Origin of the sequence: Micromonospora sp. MH99 (assembly GCF_021442385.1) — a bacterium.
Lineage (GTDB): Bacteria > Actinomycetota > Actinomycetes > Mycobacteriales > Micromonosporaceae > Micromonospora.
This window is the reverse complement of record NZ_MUZA01000058.1, coordinates 25,219-40,817: the sequence shown is the minus strand read 5'-3', so window position 1 is coordinate 40,817 and position 15,599 is coordinate 25,219. Positions and strand designations below refer to the sequence as shown.

Genomic DNA, 15,599 nt, shown 5'->3' with positions numbered 1-15,599 from the left:
CGGCCGAGGCGATCACCCGGCCCCGCCCGGTGATCCGGCCCGTCGGATCGACCGCGCCCAGCGTCTCGAGGGTGTCCCGGGCCACCGCCATCGCCGCGGCCGGCGGCGGATCGGGCAGCGCCAGCCCGACGCCGTCCGGGCGCCCCCAGGCGGCCAGCTCCAACGCGAACCCGGTCAGGTCGGCCGTGGCGATCTCCGGCTCCGGCCGGGCGGGCAGCCGCTCGTGGGTCGCCTCGGACCAGCAGCGGTAGACGTACCCCGGGGCCTCCCGGCCGGCCCGGCCGGCCCGCTGGGTGGCGGCGGCCCGCGAGACCGGCACGGTGATCAGCGCGCCCAGCCCACGGGCCAGATCGATGCGGGGCACCCGGGAGAGTCCGGCGTCCACCACCACCCGCACGCCCGGCACGGTGAGGCTCGTCTCGGCCAGCGCGGTGGACAGCACCACGCGCCGCCGGCCGTCCGGGCCGCGGGGTCGCAGGGCCGCGTCCTGCTCGGCGGCGCGCTCGCGACCGTGCAACGGCAGCAGGTCGACGGTGTCCCGCAGGTCGCCGAGCCGGCCGGCGACTGCGGCGATCTCACCGGCCCCGGGAAGGAACACCAGCACGTCGCCGTCGTGCTCGCGCAGCGCCCGCCGGACCGTGGCGCCCACGTGGTCGAGCAGGGCACGGTCCACCGGCCCGGCCCCCGACGGCGCGACCGGCCGCGCCGGAGGCGCCCAGATCCGCCGTACCGGGTGCAGCGCCGACTCGGCCCGGACCACCGGTGCGGCGGTGGTCCCGCCCAGCAGCGCGGCGAACCGGTCGGTGTCCGGCGTGGCGGACATCGCGAGCAGCCACAGGTCCGGCCGGAGGGTGGCTCGGGCCTCCACCGTGAACGCCAGTGCGAGATCCGCGTCGAGCTGCCGCTCGTGACACTCGTCGAGCAGCACCGCACCCGTGCCGGGCAGCTCCGGGTCGTGGTGCAGCCGGCGGACCAGCAGGCCGGTGGTGACCACCTCGATCCGGGTGGCCGGACCGACCCGACGCTCACCGCGTACGGCGTAGCCGACCCGGTCGCCGACGCGCTCGCCGAGCAGTTCGGCCATCCGCCGGGCCGCGGCTCGCGCCGCCACCCGTCGGGGTTGGGCGATCACCACCCGGCCGTCGACCCGGTCGGCCACCGCCAACGGCGCGAGAGTGGTCTTGCCGGTGCCCGGCGGGGCCACCAGGACCGCGGCGCCGGCCGCGTCGAGCGCGGTCAGCAGCGCCGGCAACGCCGGACGGACCGGCAGGTCCACTGTTACGTCGGAGAGCACGGCCCAGTCTCGCACCGGTGCCGGAGACTCAGCCCCGGCGGACCTCGCCGAGACCGTGCAGGAACGACCGCCAGGCGGCCGGACCGAACGCGAGCACCGGGCCGGAGCGGTCCTTGCTGTCCCGGACGGCGATCCGACCGTCGACTGTCGCGACCTCCACGCAGTTGCCGTTGCCACTGCTGCGCGTGCTGGTGCGCCAGTCCGCCCGGGTCAGGTCGAGCGCCGTCATCCGTGGTACCTCTCGTCTGCGTCGGCGTGCCGCAGACGCGGTCACGCAAAGTTACGAGAAGCCTCCTTGAGGTGGGTCAGCGACGCCCCCGGATCGAGTGCCATCCGGCACAGCTCCTCGTGCAGAAGGCTATACCCGAGCACATGATCGGCATCCTCCAGAGCCAGGCCCATCGTCAGGTTATCCAGGTAAACCACTGACGCGTCGGCGGCGTCGGCGAAGTTGAGGATCACGTACGGGGTGGTCATCGCCGGATGCTCGCCGGCCGCGAACGGCAGTACCTGAATTGTCACGTTGGGTAACTGGGCGATGTGGCTCATGTGGACCAGTTGCTCGGCCATCACTGCGGGGCCGCCGACCGGGCGCAACAGCACGGCCTCGTTGAGGACCACCGACAACCCGACCGGGTCGTCGCAGTGCAGCACCTCCTGGCGGCGCAGCCGGGCCGCGACCTTGCGCTCCAGGCCGTCCTCGCCGGCGGTGCGGCGGAAGATCGCCCGGGCGTACGCCTCGGTCTGCAGCAGCCCGGGCACCGACTCGGCCTCGTACGTGCGCAGCGTCGCCGCCTCGGCCTCCAGTCCGACGTAGAACTCGAACCACTCCGGCAGCACGTCGCTGTAGTTCTGCCACCAGCCGCGTTGCTGCGCGCCCCGGGCGATCTCGATCAGTGCCTCGGCGTCCGCGCCGGTGACCTGGTACAGGGCGAGTGCCGCCCGCACGTCGCGGGGCTTGATGCCGATCTGCGCGTTCTCGATCCGGGACAGGTTGCTCTTGGACATGTCGAGTTGACGGGCCGCCACGTCGAGGGTCATGCCCGCCCGTTCCCGGAGCTGGCGGAGCTCGCGAGCGATGCGCCGACGGCGCACGGTGGGGCTGGCGGTGGGCCGGATGGTGGAAGCGGCGGTCACCGTCCGAGTCTGTCACGACAAGATCCGCAGGTCGCGCCAGCACGGAGTGCAACTTTCAAATCTGGGAGTTGCGTTGCAGTAGCTGTCGGTGCATCCTTTTCCGGGCGCAGACACTGTGGACACAGCTGAGCGGGAGGACCGTTTGCTCATCGCCGACGAGTTCTTCCTCATCGCCCACAACGACACCCGCGGCAAGGCCAAGCTCCACCCCGCGGCGACCGGCCTCGGCCTCGCCGCCGGACTCCTCGGTGAGCTGACCCTCTACGGGCACATCACCGTCTCCGGTGGACAGGTCACCGTCATCGACCGGCGCCCACCCGCCGACGCGCTGGCGCACACCGTGCTCGACCAGTTGATCGGTGAGTCGCAGCACCGGGAGGTCAACGTCTGGCTCAGCTTTCTGGCGCAGAGCGCGACGACCTCGGTGGGCGAGCGACTCGCCCGCGCCGGGGTGCTGCGCCGCCAGGAGAGCCGGCGGCTGCTGCGCACCTCGGTCAGCTACCTGCCGATCGACCTCAACGCCGTGGCCTGGCCGGCCACCCGGCTGCGGGCCCTGCTGGAACGCCCCGACCCGCCGAGCGTGCCGGACGCGCTGCTGCTCGGCCTGGTCGTGGCCGCCGGACTGACCCGCGAGGTGCTGTGGAGCGCCGGCCCCCGCGCCCACCACCGGCTCAGCGTTCTCATCCCCGCGCTGCCGGCGCCCCTGAAGGAGCTTGTCGGGCACACCGAGGCCGCCGTCGGCGCAGCCGTGCTGCGCGGCATCCCCTGATCCCCCCGGTAACCCCAACCCCTCCCCTCGACAACCGGAGTAGTCGTATGCCATCGACATCGACAGTCGACCGACCCAGCAACGTCTCCGAAGCCCTCGCGAGGGGACGCCTCGGCGTCCCCTCGGTCATCTTCTTCGTCCTGTCCGCAGCCGCGCCGCTGACCGTGGTGGCCGGCGTCGTCACCACCGGCTACGGCGTCATCGGCGTGACCGGCATCCCGCTGGCCTTCCTCGTGGTCGCCGCGGTGCTCGCCCTGTTCTCGGTCGGCTACGTGGCGATGTCCCGCCGGGTCGAGAACGCCGGCGCCTTCTACGCCTACATCTCGCGGGGTCTCGGCCGGCCGGCAGGTGTCGGCGCCGCCTGGGTGGCGCTGATCGCGTACAACGCGCTCCAGGTCGGGCTCTACGGCACCATCGGCGTCGCGGCCGAGCCGGTGCTCGACCGGATCTTCGGCGGGCACCCGCACTGGTCGATCGTCGCCCTGGTGGCTTGGGCGCTGGTCGGCCTGCTCGGCCTGCTCCGCGTGGACATCAACGGCCTGGTGCTGGCGGCGCTGCTGGTCGCCGAGATCGTCGTGGTCCTGATCTTCGACCTGGGCCAGCTCGGCAACCCGGCCGGCGGTGAGGTCAGCTTCGCCGGGTTCTCGCCGGACAACCTCTTCGTGCCCGGGGTGGGCGCGGTGCTGGTGCTGGCCATCCTCGGCTTCGTCGGCTTCGAGTCCGCCGTCGTGTTCAGCGAGGAGAGCAAGGACCCGAAGCGGACGGTGCCGCTCGCCACCTACCTCTCGGTGGCGATCGTCGCCGCGCTGTACGCGCTCTCCTCCTGGACCATGACCGTCGCGGTCGGCCCGGACAAGATCGTCGCCGAGGCCGGTGAGCAGAGCGTCGGGCTGATCTTCAACCTGGCCGGCGCCCAGCTCGGGGACACCGCCGTCACCATCGGCCAGGTGCTCTTCCTGACCTCGCTGCTGGCCGCGATGATCTCCTTCCACAACACCACGGCCCGCTACACGTTCGCGTTGGGCCGGGAGCGGGTGCTGCCGGCGGTGTTCGGGCAGACCTCGCCGCGGACCGGCTCGCCGCGGGCCGCGTCGCTGGCACAGAGCGCCCTCGGCCTGCTGGTCATCCTGCTCTACACCGTCAACGGCTGGGACCCGGTGGTCAAGCTGTTCTTCTGGGTCGGCACCAGCGGCGGCTTCGGCGTGTTGCTGTTGATCGCCACCACCTCGGTGGCGGTGATCGCCTACTTCGCCCGCTTCGGCGGTGACGAGACGCTCTGGCGGCGGGCCATCGCGCCCGGCCTGGCCACCATCGCGCTCGTCGTGATCATCTGGTTGGCCGTGTCGAACTTCGCCAACCTGCTCGGCGTCGCACCCGACTCCAGCCTGCGCTGGGCACTGCCCGCCGTCTACCCGGTGGCGGCCGCGCTGGGCGTCGCCTGGGCACTGCTGCTGCGCAACAACCGCCCGGACACGTACGCCCGGATCGGTCTCGGCGCGGCGAGCGCCGCGGCGGCCGTGCGGTCGGGGGAGCAGCAGGCGACGACGCCGACCGCCGCGGAGGTGTCCCGATGAGCGCGCCCATCGAACGGCTCGGGCCGCAGGACACGGAGCTGGTCGCCAACCGGATCGCCGAGGCGTTCATCGCCCTGGAGGTGACCTCCTGGCTGGTCCCCGACGCGAGCAAGCGCGAGGCCGTGCTGGCCGGGGACTTCGAGATCCTGGTCGACCACGCGATGCGGCACGGGTTCGTGCACGCCACCACGGACCGGGCCGGTGTCGCGGTCTGGTTCCCGTCGGTCGGTGAGCCGGCCCCGCCGCCGCCGGACTACGACGCCCGGCTCGCCGCGGCCTGCGGCGAGTGGACCGACCGGTTCCAGCATCTCGACGAGTTGTTCGCGGCGAACCACCCGCACCCGGACCATCACCACATGGCCTTCCTGGCCGTGCAGCCGGGACGGCAGGGGCAGGGTTTGGGCACCGCGTTGATGAGGCACCACCACGCCTGGCTGGACGCCAACGCCATGCCGGCCTACCTGGAGGCGAGCAGCCCGCGCAGCCGGGACCTGTACGCGCGGCACGGTTACCGGGCCGGCGAGCCCTTCCGGGTGCCCGACGGCATGCCGTTCTGGCCGATGTGGCGGGAGCCCGCAGGCCGCTGACGGGGCCGGCCGGGCCGCTGCCCCTCGGGGGGAACGACCCGGCCGGTGCGCCGGTGCCGACGCACGACGAAGGGCCGGGTCCACGCTGACCCGGCCCTTCGTCGTGTGGTGCCTAGTACGTGCCGTCGAGCTGGCCGCGCAGCTTGGTCAGCGCCCGGGCCAGCAGCCGGGAGACGTGCATCTGCGAAACGCCGATCTGGTCGGCGATCTGCGACTGGGTCAGGTTGCCGTAGAACCGCAGGGTGAGGATCTTCTGCTCACGCTCGTCGAGCGTGGCCAGCGCGGGGCCGAGGGCGACCCGCAGCTCGGCCAGCTCGAACTCGTTGTCCTCGCCGCCGAGCATGTCACCCAGCTCGGTGGCCCGGTCGCCGTCGCCGGTCGGGGTGGACAGCGACACCGCGTTGTACGCGCGGGCGCCCTCCAGGCCTTCCAGGACCTCTTCCTCGGTGAGCTTGAGGTGGGCGGCGATGTCGGCCACCGTCGGCGAACGGCCGAGGGTCTGCAGCAGTGAGCTGTTGGCGTCGGAGATGGCCAGCCGCAGCTCCTGGAGGCGACGCGGCACCCGGATGTCCCAGGTGCGGTCGCGGAAGTGCCGCTTGAGCTCGCCGATGATGGTGGGGATCGCGTAGCCGGCGAAGTCGACACCGCGGGACGGGTCGAACTTGTCGATGGCCTTGATGAGGCCGACGGCGGCGGTCTGCGCCAGGTCGTCGGTCGGCTCGCCCCGCCCGCTGTAGCGGTGGGCGAGGTGGTTGGCCAGCGGCAGCCAGGCCTCGATCGCGCGGTCCCGCAGGGCGGCGCGCGACGGGTGGTTGGCGGGCAGTGCGGCCATGGCGTTGAGCAGGTCGGCGGCGCTGTCGGTGAGCGCCCGCGGGTCCAGCTTGGTGGTGCTCGTCTGCTCGGCAGCCGTGGTGCTCGCCTGCTCGGTGATCGTTGGCGCGGTCATGGGTGGTCCTCCCTGCACCTCGTCCGCGGACAAAAAGACGTGACGCTTTGGTTTAGCTTCGAATGGGCCGTTCGGGACTCACCTTAGCCTGATCGGCTCCCGGAAATCTAGCCGAAAGGTTGATGTACTTAAGGCGTGTCGGACCACAAAACGCCCAAAAGTAGCGGCTGGCGAAGAGTTTGTGAGGTCTCTTACCCGTTTAACGGGCGATCCTGCGGCACCCGGTCATCCCATCCGGCCCGACCGGTCGGTGTCGCATCCCCCGCCGACCGGTCAACATGAAATCCGACAACTGGGCAGCACTGTCGACTATCCGTCCTTGTCCCGTCGGCGGGACCGGCCGTAGCGTCGCTGGTAGACACCCGGTTCGGAGGCACCATGCTCGATCCAGCCGCTCCCCAGCTCGTCGTGAACAGTCGCACCCTGTACTTCAGCTGGTTGCCGGCGGATCCCGACGCGGTCGCCGCCCTCGTCCCCGCCGGGCTGCGCCCCCGCGCGGACCGGCAGGTGTTCCTCAACCAGTACGTCGTCGAGGACGAGACGCAGACCTCCGGCTTCGGCGCCTACTCGTTGACGTACCTCGGCGTCTCACTCGCCGGCGTGGACGCGCCCGGCGGGCTCAACCCGGGCGGCTGGTGGACCCACTACGTGGCCTCCAGCCGGCTGGTCCGCGAGTACGCCGCGGCGCGGGGCGCCCCGGTGCTCGCCGGCCGGACCAGGATCGAGGTGAGCGGCGAGGCGCTGCTCTCCGAGACCGAGGCGGAGGGTGCGCCGCTGATCCGCGCCCGGTGTCGGGTGGGGGAGACCGGCCACGTGATCAGCAGCGGGCACCACCGCTACTTCACGTGCCGCGACGGCCAACTGCTCAGCTCGGTCTACCCGTTCGTGGCCGAGCCGGTCGCACCGTTCGAGATCGAGTCGGTGGAGTTCCTGCAACCCCGACACCCGATGTACGCGCTGCGTCCCGCCAACCCGCTGACCATCGGCTTCGGCTACTTCTCGCCGCGCTCCTCGTTCGCATACCCCGGCGGGCTGACCGTGCACCCCGGCGCGGCCGGCCCTCCCGAGCCGGCCCGGCAGACTCACCAGGTGCCGGCCAGCCTGGCTCGCAGCGGCCTGCCGTCGGGGTCGTAGACCAGCCGGTACACCGGCAGCGCCCAGGTGCGGGTGTACCAGGGCAGCCGCTCGGGGCGGTGCGGGCGCAGCCGGCCGGGCGGACGATCGCCGACCTGGCCGCCGTCGTACCACAGTTGCAGTTCGTCGGCCGCGGCCGTGATGGCCGCGACGGCGTCGGCCGGGTCGAGCAGGTCGGCGTCGTCCGCGCCGTCCGGATCACGGTCGAGGTGCTCGCGCCAGAGCCGCAGCCGCAGGTCCCGGGCGTAGACGCGGGCCCCGTCGCCCTGACCCGCCGGGTCGGTGGGCGTCCGCTCGTCGCGCGTGTCGTCCAGCACCGCACAGGACAACTCGCTGTCGTGCGTCCAGGAACGGCGGTTGAAGTTGTCGCTGCCGACGCTGGCCCAGACGTCGTCGACCACGCAGACCTTCGCGTGCACGTACACCGGGGTGCCGGCGTGGTTCTCCACGTCGAACACGTGGACCCGGTCCGGCGCGGCGCGCTCGCACAGCGACAGCGCCTGCTCCCGGCCGACCATGTTGGGCGGCAGGGCCAGCCGGCCGTCCACGTCCGGGTGCCGGGGCACCACGGCGACCAGGTGCAGCTCGGGATTCTCCCGCAGCGCCTGGGCGAACAGGTTGGCCACCTCGGTCGACCAGAGGTACTGGTCCTCCAGGTAGATGAGCCGTCGCGCGCGGTGGACCGCCTTGGTGTAGCCCCGGGCCACCGTCCGCTCGCCGTCGGGCGCGAAGGAGTAGCGCGGCCGGACGGCGGGGTAGGTGCGCAGCACCTGGATCTGGTGCGGCCCACACTCGGGCGGGTCGGCGGGCTGCTCCGGCAGCGGGTCCGGCCGCAGGTCCGCGCCGCGCAGCCGGTCCCGCGCGTACGCCATCGGATTTTCCGAGTCCAGCGGCATCGGGTCGGTCCAGCGCTCCCGGAAGACGGTGTCCAGCGCGCCGACCACCGGGCCGCGCACCGCGAGCTGCACGTCGTGCCAGGGCGGGTTCGACCCGTACCGGGAGGACATCTGCACCGCCTGGGGGTCGCCGCCGTGCGCGGCGTCGTCGCGCCGGCTGTGGCACAGGTCGATCCCGCCGGCGAACGCGATGTCCCGCTCCGGGGCGTTCGGGTGCCGCAACACCACCAGCTTCTGGTGGTGCGAGCCGCCGCGGCGGACCCGCTGGTCGAGCAGCACCTCGCCGCCGGCCGCGGAGACCGTCTCACTGAGGTTGCGGTTCTCCGCCTCGCTGTAGGCCATCGCGTCGAGGTGTGAGCGCCAGATCAGCCCCTTGACCACCACGCCGCGCTGCGCGGCCTGGGCGAAGAGCTGGGCCACGGTGGGGCCGTCGGGGCGCAACCGCTGGTCCGGGTCGCCCCGCCAGTCGGTGAAGAAGAGGTGGTCACCGGCGGTCAGCGCCTCCACCTCCTCGACCAGCCGGTCGAAGTACGCCGCGCCGTGAATCAACGGCTCGGCGAGGTTTCCCCTGGTCCAGACGGGTAACCCAGAGACCGGGTTGGCGCGTTCCTGTGCGGTGAGGAACCAGTCCTGTAACGGCACGTCCAGCCCCCCGGAGGTCGACAACGTCCTCACGGTAGGACCCCCGACGCGGGTCCGCATGCCAGGCCGACCGCCCGGTGACCTGGATGACGCCCAACGCGAGCACGTGACAACAGCCGAGGAGGCCACACCATGCCCCGCGAGACGACGAACCCCGTGACCGAGTACCGCGAGCCGGCGGTGGAGAGCGAACGGGGTGCGCTGGTAGCGGTGTTGCTGATGGTGATTCTGGGCGTCGCGGGGATTTTCGCGGTCTCGTGAGGCGGCGCCGGCGCCCCGGGGAGACGGGGCGCCGGCGCTGGTTTCAGCGGTCGGTCCGGGTCAGGGACGCGGGCCCTGGCCGTCGGTGTGCGGCACCCGCTCGGTGGGGATGACGCCGAGGCGGCCGGCCTTGAAGTCCTCGAACGCCTGGAGCAGCTCGTCGCGGGTGTTCATCACGAACGGGCCGTACTGCGCCACCGGCTCCCGGATGGGCTGACCACCCATGATGTAGAGGTCCAGCGCCGGGGTGTTGCTGTCCTGCGTGGGGTCGGCGCTGAAGCGCAGCGCGTCGCCCGGACCGTGCACCGCGAGCTGACCGGTGCGGACCGGCCGGCGCTCGGCGCCGACGGTGCCGCGCCCGCCGAGGACGTACACCAGCGCGTTGAAGTCGGGGTTCCAGGGCAGGTCGACCTGCGCGCCCGGCTGCACCGTGACGTGGGTGATGGTGATCGGCGTGAACGTCGAGCCCGGCCCCCGGTGCCCGGCCACCTCACCGGCGATGACCCGGATCAGCGCGCCGCCGTCGGGCGTGGTGAGCAGGGCCGACTCCCGGCCCCGGATGTCCTGGTAGCGGGGCGGGTTCATCTTGGCCGCGCGGGGCAGGTTGACCCAGAGCTGCGTGCCGTGGAAGAGCCCGCCGCTGAGCACCAGGTGCTCCGGCGGCGCCTCGATGTGCAGCAGGCCGCTGCCGGCCGTCATCCACTGGGTGTCGCCGTCGGTGATGGTGCCGCCGCCGCCCTGCGAGTCCTGGTGGTCGAAGACGCCGTCGATGATGTAGGTGACGGTCTCGAAGCCGCGGTGCGGGTGCCACGGGGTGCCCTTGGGCTCGCCCGGCGCGTAGTCCACCTCGCCCATCTGGTCGAGGTGGATGAACGGGTCCAGGTCGGTCGTCGACACCCCGGCGAAGGCCCGGCGGACCGGGAAGCCCTCGCCCTCGAAGCCGCTGGGCGCGGTGGTCACCGTGCGGACCTTGCGGAAGCTGGTGGTCTCGTCGAGCTGGGGCAGGCGCGGCAGGACGAGGACGTTGTCAACGGTGATCGCGGGCATCGGGGGGCTCCTTAACGTGTGGCGTGGGTGCTCGACGTGGTCCGGGTCGCCCGCAGGCGGCGGCCGAGCCGGTCGAAGACCCGGGTGAGGCAGGCGACCTCGGCGTCGTCGAGGTCATCCATCAGGTGGGTACGCACCGACGCCAGGTGGTGGGGTGCGGCTTCGGACAGGGTGAGCAGCCCGGCGGCGGTGAGGACGGCTTCGCTGCCGCGCCGGTCGTCCGGGCAGGCCTCCTTGCTGACCAGGCCGCGCCGCTGCATCGAGGAGATCTGGTACGTCAGTCGGCTGGGGGAGAAGACCAGCCGGCCGGCCAGCTCGCCCATCCGCAGTCGTTGCCCCGGTGCCTCGGAGAGCAGGACCAGCACGTGGTAGTCGGCGAAGGTGAGGTCGCTGTCGGTGCGCAGGTCGTCTTCCAACTGGGTGAACAGGCGCTGGCTGGCCTCGATGTAGGCACGCCAGGCGGCCGCTCGGGTGCTGTCCAGGCTGTCTGTCACGTCCACCACGGTAGCACTAGTTCAAAATTTAACTAGTGCTGTTGAGCGTTGCCTGCGTCACGTCTGTCCGGTTGGTGGCTCGCTTGATGCAGTTTTGAAGAAAGCGCGGGTCAATCGGGAGGCGGTGCCCGGGCGGTCTGTGCCAGACTCCGGCCTCGTGGAACACGTGGAACTCGCCGCCGCCGACCTGTTGCTGCGCCCGTGGCGGGAGGCGGACGCCCCGGCCGTGCGCGACGCCCTGCGCGACCCCGACATCGCTCAGTGGAACCCGCAGGGCGGCGGCCCGGTCGACGACCACGCCGCCCTGCTCTGGGTGCGTCGCCGGGCCGACTGGTCCGGCGGTGACCACGCCTCCATGGCGGTGACCGACGCCGCCGACGGCCAGCTGCTCGGCTCGGTGTCGCTGCACCACATCCACCACGGCGACGCCTCCATCGGCTACTGGACGATGCCGGCGGCGCGCGGGCGTCAGGTGGCGACGCGGGCCGTCGTCCGGCTCACCGAGTGGGCGTTCGACGACCTTCGGCTGCACCGGGTCGAGCTGTGCCACGCGGTGGCCAACGCGGCGTCCTGCCGGGTCGCCGAGCGGGCCGGCTATCTCGCCGAGGGGACGCTGCGCGAGTCGTACCAGTACGGCGACGGCCGCCGCTACGACGAGCACCTGCACGCCCGCCTGGCCACCGACCGCTAGCCGGCCGACGCCCGTCGGAGAGCGGCCCAGGTCGGGCGGGCCGGGGCGCGCACCCACCCGGGCGGCCCCGGCTCGGGACCGGCCGGGCCGAACCAACCCGCTCAGGCGGGCCGGCCGGCCGTCACTCGGTGACCCGGCGCAGGAACGCCGTGAGGTGACCGGTGGTGCGGTCAATCTTCTCGGCCAGGGTGATGGTCTCTTCGATCCGCCGCCCGGCGTCCCTCTTCTTGCCGCGTAGGTAGAGCGAGCAGGCCAGGTCGGAGCAGACGTACGCGCCCACGGAGTTGCCCTGCCGGCCGTCCCGGCCGGCCTTGCGGGCCGTCATCAACGACACGCCGTCGCCGGTGTGGGTGGTCAGGCAGAAGGAACACATGCTGCGCCGGACCCGCCCGGCCTGCTGGGGCGCCACCCGCAGCGCGACCCCGACGAGGCCCTCGTCGGCCTCGGCGATCAGGTAGGCCCGCTGCGGCGCGGCGACGTCCCGCCAGCCGAGGAAGTCCAGGTCGTCCCAGGGGCGCATTTCAAGATCGTTCGGTATGGCCAGCCGCTTCGCCTCGCCCTGAGTGCAGTTGACGAAGGAGGCGCGGATGGCGGATTCGGTGAGGGCTAACATAGGTAGTAGCCTAGCTCTCCTAGGCAAACGATTAACGAGACTAGTTTTTGGGGTGTGGTGCGTGGCACGTGCCGGAGTGACCGCCGAGCGGCTGGCCCTGGCGGCGGCCGACCTGGCCGACGAGGTGGGCGTCGAGAACGTGACAGTGGCCGCGCTCGCGCGGCACTTCGGCGTGAAGGACGCGAGCCTGTACTTCCACATCAGGAGCGCACACGACCTGCGGGTCAGGATCGCGCTGCTGGCGCTCGCCGAGCTGGCCGACCGGGTCGCCGACGCGCTCGCCGGCCGGGCCGGCAAGGACGCGCTGGTCGCCTTCGCCAACGCGTACCGGGACTACGCGACGCGGCATCCGGGTCGCTACGCCGCGATGCAGATCGACCTTGACCCCGAGACGGCCGCCGCGAGCGCGGGCGTCCGGCACGCCGAGATGACCCGGGCGATCCTGCGCGGCTACCGGCTCTCCGAGCCGGACCAGACCGACGCCGTCCGGATGATGCACAGCACGTTCCACGGCTTCGTGAGCCTGGAGCGGACCGGCGGGTTCCGCCACACCCCGCGCTCGACGGACGAGTCCTGGGCTCGCGCCCTCGACGCCCTCGACGCCGTCCTGAGCAACTGGCCGCGGGGATGACGGTCGGGTGGGCGCACGTCGTCCGCCCACCCGATCGTCTGCACAGCCGGATCAGGGTGTCGCGGCCGCGTCCGCACGGGACGCCAGCGGGCGGCGCTGCGCGGTCCGCTGTCGGAGCAGGACGAAGCCCAGGCCGGCCAGGAACCAGGTGGCGAGGACGGCCAGGGGCACCAGCGTGTGCGAGCCGTTGAAGTAACCGAAGTTGTTGACCGCCCGCACTGCCGCGCCCGGGGGGAGCTTCGCCGAGATCGACTGCGCCCATCCCGGCAGCAGGTCGATCCCGATGGTCGCTCCGCTCGTCGCGTTGCCGATGGTGGTGAGGGTGAGCACCGCCAGCGCGATCCCGATCGGGCCGAGCCAGGCCCCGAGCGCCTTGGTCGTGAAGGCGCTGGCGGCCGACAACAGGATGAGCGACAGGGCGAGCAGCGGGAACGGCGCCGTCAGTGACCCGTAGACCGGGCCCGCGACCGTCGCCGCGATCACGCCGATCGCTACGGCGAATCCGCCCATGGCGTAGAGCCGGTGACGCAGGCGCACCTTCGCGGTGGCCGCGGTGAGCCCCTGCGCGAGGACGAACGACGACAGGGTGACCCCGAACACCACGTAGAAGGCGGACAGCCCCCGGCTGTCGTAGCTCGCCAGCGGCACGATGTCGTTCTCCTGGACTGTCGCGCCGGCCTGCCGGGCGAGACCGGCGACGAGTTGCCGGGCGGCGCCGCTCTCACTGAATCCGCTCGCGCCGGCGTAGTCGAGCGTCAGCCTGCCGGGGGCGGTCGCGCCGAGCACCGCGACGGCGTCGCCGTCGCGGACCAGGGCCGTTCCGTCCTCGACGGTGCTCACCGGCGTGACGGCGACGGCGTCGCCGAACCCGGCGTGCGCGGTGGTGGCCAGCTGCTCGCCGACCACAGCGATCGGCAGGTGGCGCGGCTCGGGACCGCGTTGCAGCCCGACGTAGACGGCGATGAAGGCCGTACCGATGATCAGCCCGGTGAGCACGAGGGAGAGCCAGGCTCGGCGGTGGGTGACGACTGGCGTTTCCCGCTCGGTACGTGATTCGGGTGGCGACGTCATGGGTGCTTCCTCGGGTAGTGTGGTTTGAATGTCCAACCAGACGAACCGTAGCACCACCGGTTTGAATTCCAAACCGGCTCGGGACACGCTCGCTGTGGCGCTCGACGCGGTCAACGACAGGTGGTCGCTGCACATCGTGCGGGCGCTCGCCTTCGGGGCCTCCCGGTACACGGAGATCCTGCGGGCGGTCGGCGCACCCCGGGACGTGCTCGCCGCCCGGCTGCGAAAGCTCGCCGAGACCGGCATCCTGCAGGCGCGATCGACCGAGGACGGCAAGGTCGCGGGGTACGAGCTCACCCAGAAGGGCAAGGACCTCGGGCAGGTCATCCTCGTGCTCAAGCGCTGGGGCGACACCTACAGCGACGCCGAGGTGCCCAAGGTCGACTTCATCCACGACGTGTGCGGTGAGGTGTTCGTCGCCGAGGTCCGCTGCCAGGCGTGCGGCAGGCCCCTGCGGTCCGGCGAGTTGTCCCTCGATCAGGAGTCCGCCGCATGCTGACCGATCTGGAACTGGCCGACTGGCGGGAGCGGGTGGCCCGGCTGTACCTGTCCGACGTCGACCTCGCCGGCTTCCGCGCCGGCCGCGACGAGCTCTTCGCCACCCACCCGCAGAGCCCGATCCCGCCGGCCGAGCGGCAGGGCTTCACCGGTGTGCGCTACTTCGCACCGAACCCGGAGGCCGTGGTGGAGGCGCCCCTTCGGCCGGCCAGCGGCGAGCTGCGAGTGGACACCGGCGGCCCGGACGGGGTCGTCGCGTACCGGCGGGTGGCGGTTGCCGAGACGCCGTGGGGGCCGCTCACGCTGTGGTGGATCGAGGCGTACGGGGGTGGGCTCTTCGTGCCGCTGCGCGACGGCACCTGCGGTCAGGAGACCTACGGCGGAGGGCGGTACCTCACCGACACGGTGAAGGGCACCTTCGGCCGGGGCGTCGAGCTGCTGCCCGGCGACCGGGTCCGGCTGGACGCCAACTACCTCTACAACCCCAGCTGCGCGTACGACGACCGCTGGGCCTGCCCGCTCGCCCCGCCGGAGAACCGCGTCGACGTGCCACTGCGGGCCGGCGAGCTGGCGTACCACGACTGACCGGCCGCCCCGGCGAACTGCCGGGACGGCCGGTCGTGCCGATACGTCAGCGGGTGTTCGCCGGCGTCGAGCCGGGCACCTGCATCCGGCCCAGCAGCTGCCGGGCCTGGTCGGCGAGCTGTGCGTCGACGGTCACCGCGTACTGGCCGGCGCGCAGTGAGCTGGCCGAGGTGAAGTCGCGCTGCCCGCCGGTCATCGCGTGCGCCACCGCGCCGAACACGGCGCCCCAGATCGCGCCGATGACCAGGCCGACCAGGATCACCGCCAGCCAGTTGCCGACGGTGAAGATGCCGAACAGCAGGCCGATGAAGAGTCCGAACCAGGCGCCGGTGCCGGCGCCGAGCAGCGCCGCGCGACCGGTGGTCATCCGCCCGAGCACCGTCTCCACCAGCGTGAGGTTCGTGCCGACGATGGCGCTGTGCTCCACCGGGAAGCGGTTGTCGGCCAGGTAGTCGACCACCTTCTGGGCGGACGGATAGTCCGGATACGAACCGATCGTCACGGTGGGCGGGCCGCCCTGCGGCCCGTGCCCGTCCCCGGCCGGTGCCGACAGGCGGCCTGCCGGGCCGGACGGAAGCACGTCACCACTGTGTGCGCCGGGCCGCCACGCGGCGGCCGGCCCCGAAGCTGAGGTCATGAGCATCCTCCCTCGTCAGCCGACCGCGTTCCCGCCAGCGCCGGGCGGTAACACCCGCCGCCGGAGTGGGGCCCGTGTCGCCGGTGAGGCAT

The 15,599-nt window shown here is 72.3% G+C and carries 19 protein-coding genes; 9 read left to right on the top strand and 10 right to left on the bottom strand.

The window, feature by feature from the left end:
- The 3 genes from B0E54_RS24715 to B0E54_RS24705 all read right to left on the bottom strand — a co-directional run.
- On the bottom strand, positions 1-1,294 hold a 1,294-nt coding region (locus B0E54_RS24715; protein WP_308195392.1), incomplete at its 3' end, for a helicase-related protein.
- 28 nt (positions 1,295-1,322) lie between these two features.
- A complete protein-coding gene (locus B0E54_RS24710; protein ID WP_234588396.1) occupies positions 1,323-1,523 on the bottom strand; it encodes a DUF397 domain-containing protein in 201 nt (66 codons plus the stop codon).
- Between the two features lie 41 nt (positions 1,524-1,564).
- Complete coding sequence (locus tag B0E54_RS24705) at positions 1,565-2,389, bottom strand: helix-turn-helix transcriptional regulator (RefSeq protein ID WP_308195394.1); 825 nt, start codon at positions 2,387-2,389, stop codon at positions 1,565-1,567.
- A gap of 184 nt (positions 2,390-2,573) precedes the next feature.
- Between B0E54_RS24705 and B0E54_RS24700 the strand changes: the two genes are divergently transcribed.
- The 3 genes from B0E54_RS24700 to B0E54_RS24690 are packed head-to-tail and all read left to right on the top strand — an operon-like array spanning position 2,574 to position 5,361.
- The gene (locus B0E54_RS24700; protein ID WP_234588405.1) at positions 2,574-3,200 is read left to right on the top strand and encodes a GPP34 family phosphoprotein; all 627 of its coding nucleotides are present in this window, start codon (positions 2,574-2,576) and stop codon (positions 3,198-3,200) included.
- Between the two features lie 47 nt (positions 3,201-3,247).
- Positions 3,248-4,774, top strand: a complete 1,527-nt coding sequence (locus B0E54_RS24695; RefSeq protein ID WP_234588394.1) for an APC family permease — start codon at positions 3,248-3,250, stop codon at positions 4,772-4,774.
- Entirely contained in the window at positions 4,771-5,361 is a 591-nt protein-coding gene (locus tag B0E54_RS24690; RefSeq protein WP_234588392.1) for an N-acetyltransferase, read from the top strand. The genes B0E54_RS24695 and B0E54_RS24690 overlap by 4 nt, the downstream gene beginning before the upstream one ends.
- A 112-nt stretch (positions 5,362-5,473) precedes the next feature.
- On the opposite strand, the gene B0E54_RS24685 is transcribed toward B0E54_RS24690, so the two are convergent.
- Positions 5,474-6,307 (bottom strand): SigB/SigF/SigG family RNA polymerase sigma factor, encoded by an 834-nt coding sequence (locus B0E54_RS24685; RefSeq protein ID WP_007458025.1) that lies wholly within the window; start codon positions 6,305-6,307, stop codon positions 5,474-5,476.
- A gap of 378 nt (positions 6,308-6,685) precedes the next feature.
- On the opposite strand from B0E54_RS24685, the gene B0E54_RS24680 reads away from it, so the two are divergent.
- On the top strand, positions 6,686-7,441 hold the full coding sequence (locus tag B0E54_RS24680; RefSeq protein WP_234588390.1) for a hypothetical protein: 756 nt from the start codon (positions 6,686-6,688) through the stop codon (positions 7,439-7,441).
- On the opposite strand, the gene B0E54_RS24675 is transcribed toward B0E54_RS24680, so the two are convergent.
- On the bottom strand, positions 7,390-8,979 hold the full coding sequence (locus B0E54_RS24675; protein WP_234588404.1) for a phospholipase D-like domain-containing protein: 1,590 nt from the start codon (positions 8,977-8,979) through the stop codon (positions 7,390-7,392). The genes B0E54_RS24680 and B0E54_RS24675 overlap by 52 nt on opposite strands.
- Before the next feature lie 132 nt (positions 8,980-9,111).
- On the opposite strand from B0E54_RS24675, the gene B0E54_RS32540 reads away from it, so the two are divergent.
- Complete coding sequence (locus tag B0E54_RS32540; protein ID WP_255787601.1) at positions 9,112-9,240, top strand: hypothetical protein; 129 nt, start codon at positions 9,112-9,114, stop codon at positions 9,238-9,240.
- A gap of 60 nt (positions 9,241-9,300) precedes the next feature.
- On the opposite strand, the gene B0E54_RS24670 is transcribed toward B0E54_RS32540, so the two are convergent.
- The gene (locus tag B0E54_RS24670) at positions 9,301-10,287 is read right to left on the bottom strand and encodes a pirin family protein (protein WP_234588389.1); all 987 of its coding nucleotides are present in this window, start codon (positions 10,285-10,287) and stop codon (positions 9,301-9,303) included.
- 11 nt (positions 10,288-10,298) lie between these two features.
- The gene (locus tag B0E54_RS24665; RefSeq protein ID WP_234588388.1) at positions 10,299-10,781 is read right to left on the bottom strand and encodes a MarR family winged helix-turn-helix transcriptional regulator; all 483 of its coding nucleotides are present in this window, start codon (positions 10,779-10,781) and stop codon (positions 10,299-10,301) included.
- Positions 10,782-10,938: 157 nt separating this feature from the next.
- On the opposite strand from B0E54_RS24665, the gene B0E54_RS24660 reads away from it, so the two are divergent.
- Entirely contained in the window at positions 10,939-11,472 is a 534-nt protein-coding gene (locus B0E54_RS24660; RefSeq protein WP_234588387.1) for a GNAT family N-acetyltransferase, read from the top strand.
- Between the two features lie 121 nt (positions 11,473-11,593).
- On the opposite strand, the gene B0E54_RS24655 is transcribed toward B0E54_RS24660, so the two are convergent.
- Entirely contained in the window at positions 11,594-12,085 is a 492-nt protein-coding gene (locus tag B0E54_RS24655; protein WP_234588386.1) for an FBP domain-containing protein, read from the bottom strand.
- A 61-nt stretch (positions 12,086-12,146) separates the two neighbouring features.
- Here B0E54_RS24655 and B0E54_RS24650 point away from each other — a divergent pair, with 61 nt between their 5' ends.
- Entirely contained in the window at positions 12,147-12,716 is a 570-nt protein-coding gene (locus tag B0E54_RS24650) for a TetR-like C-terminal domain-containing protein (RefSeq protein ID WP_234588385.1), read from the top strand.
- 51 nt (positions 12,717-12,767) lie between these two features.
- On the opposite strand, the gene B0E54_RS24645 is transcribed toward B0E54_RS24650, so the two are convergent.
- Positions 12,768-13,787, bottom strand: coding sequence for a hypothetical protein (locus tag B0E54_RS24645; RefSeq protein WP_234588384.1), 1,020 nt, complete (start codon positions 13,785-13,787; stop codon positions 12,768-12,770).
- A 28-nt stretch (positions 13,788-13,815) separates the two neighbouring features.
- Here B0E54_RS24645 and B0E54_RS24640 point away from each other — a divergent pair, with 28 nt between their 5' ends.
- Entirely contained in the window at positions 13,816-14,286 is a 471-nt protein-coding gene (locus B0E54_RS24640) for a helix-turn-helix domain-containing protein (protein WP_234588383.1), read from the top strand.
- Positions 14,283-14,870, top strand: a complete 588-nt coding sequence (locus tag B0E54_RS24635) for a DUF1684 domain-containing protein (protein ID WP_234588403.1) — start codon at positions 14,283-14,285, stop codon at positions 14,868-14,870. The genes B0E54_RS24640 and B0E54_RS24635 overlap by 4 nt, the downstream gene beginning before the upstream one ends.
- 46 nt (positions 14,871-14,916) lie before the next feature.
- On the opposite strand, the gene B0E54_RS24630 is transcribed toward B0E54_RS24635, so the two are convergent.
- The gene (locus tag B0E54_RS24630) at positions 14,917-15,507 is read right to left on the bottom strand and encodes a general stress protein (protein ID WP_234588382.1); all 591 of its coding nucleotides are present in this window, start codon (positions 15,505-15,507) and stop codon (positions 14,917-14,919) included.
- Between the last annotated feature and the right edge of the window lie 92 nt (positions 15,508-15,599).

Excerpts from the sequence above, each read along its gene's own strand:
- B0E54_RS24710 (WP_234588396.1), bottom strand. The coding sequence starts at position 1,523 with ATGACGGCGCTCGACCTGACCCGGGCGGACTGGCGCACCAGCACGCGC.
- B0E54_RS24695 (WP_234588394.1), top strand. The coding sequence starts at position 3,248 with ATGCCATCGACATCGACAGTCGACCGACCCAGCAACGTCTCCGAAGCC.
- B0E54_RS24690 (WP_234588392.1), top strand. The coding sequence starts at position 4,771 with ATGAGCGCGCCCATCGAACGGCTCGGGCCGCAGGACACGGAGCTGGTC.
- B0E54_RS24685 (WP_007458025.1), bottom strand. The coding sequence starts at position 6,307 with ATGACCGCGCCAACGATCACCGAGCAGGCGAGCACCACGGCTGCCGAG.
- B0E54_RS24680 (WP_234588390.1), top strand. The coding sequence starts at position 6,686 with ATGCTCGATCCAGCCGCTCCCCAGCTCGTCGTGAACAGTCGCACCCTG.
- B0E54_RS32540 (WP_255787601.1), top strand. The coding sequence starts at position 9,112 with ATGCCCCGCGAGACGACGAACCCCGTGACCGAGTACCGCGAGCCGGCG.
- B0E54_RS24670 (WP_234588389.1), bottom strand. The coding sequence starts at position 10,287 with ATGCCCGCGATCACCGTTGACAACGTCCTCGTCCTGCCGCGCCTGCCC.
- B0E54_RS24655 (WP_234588386.1), bottom strand. The coding sequence starts at position 12,085 with ATGTTAGCCCTCACCGAATCCGCCATCCGCGCCTCCTTCGTCAACTGC.
- B0E54_RS24645 (WP_234588384.1), bottom strand. The coding sequence starts at position 13,787 with ATGACGTCGCCACCCGAATCACGTACCGAGCGGGAAACGCCAGTCGTC.
- B0E54_RS24640 (WP_234588383.1), top strand. The coding sequence starts at position 13,816 with ATGTCCAACCAGACGAACCGTAGCACCACCGGTTTGAATTCCAAACCG.
- B0E54_RS24630 (WP_234588382.1), bottom strand. The coding sequence starts at position 15,507 with ATGACCTCAGCTTCGGGGCCGGCCGCCGCGTGGCGGCCCGGCGCACAC.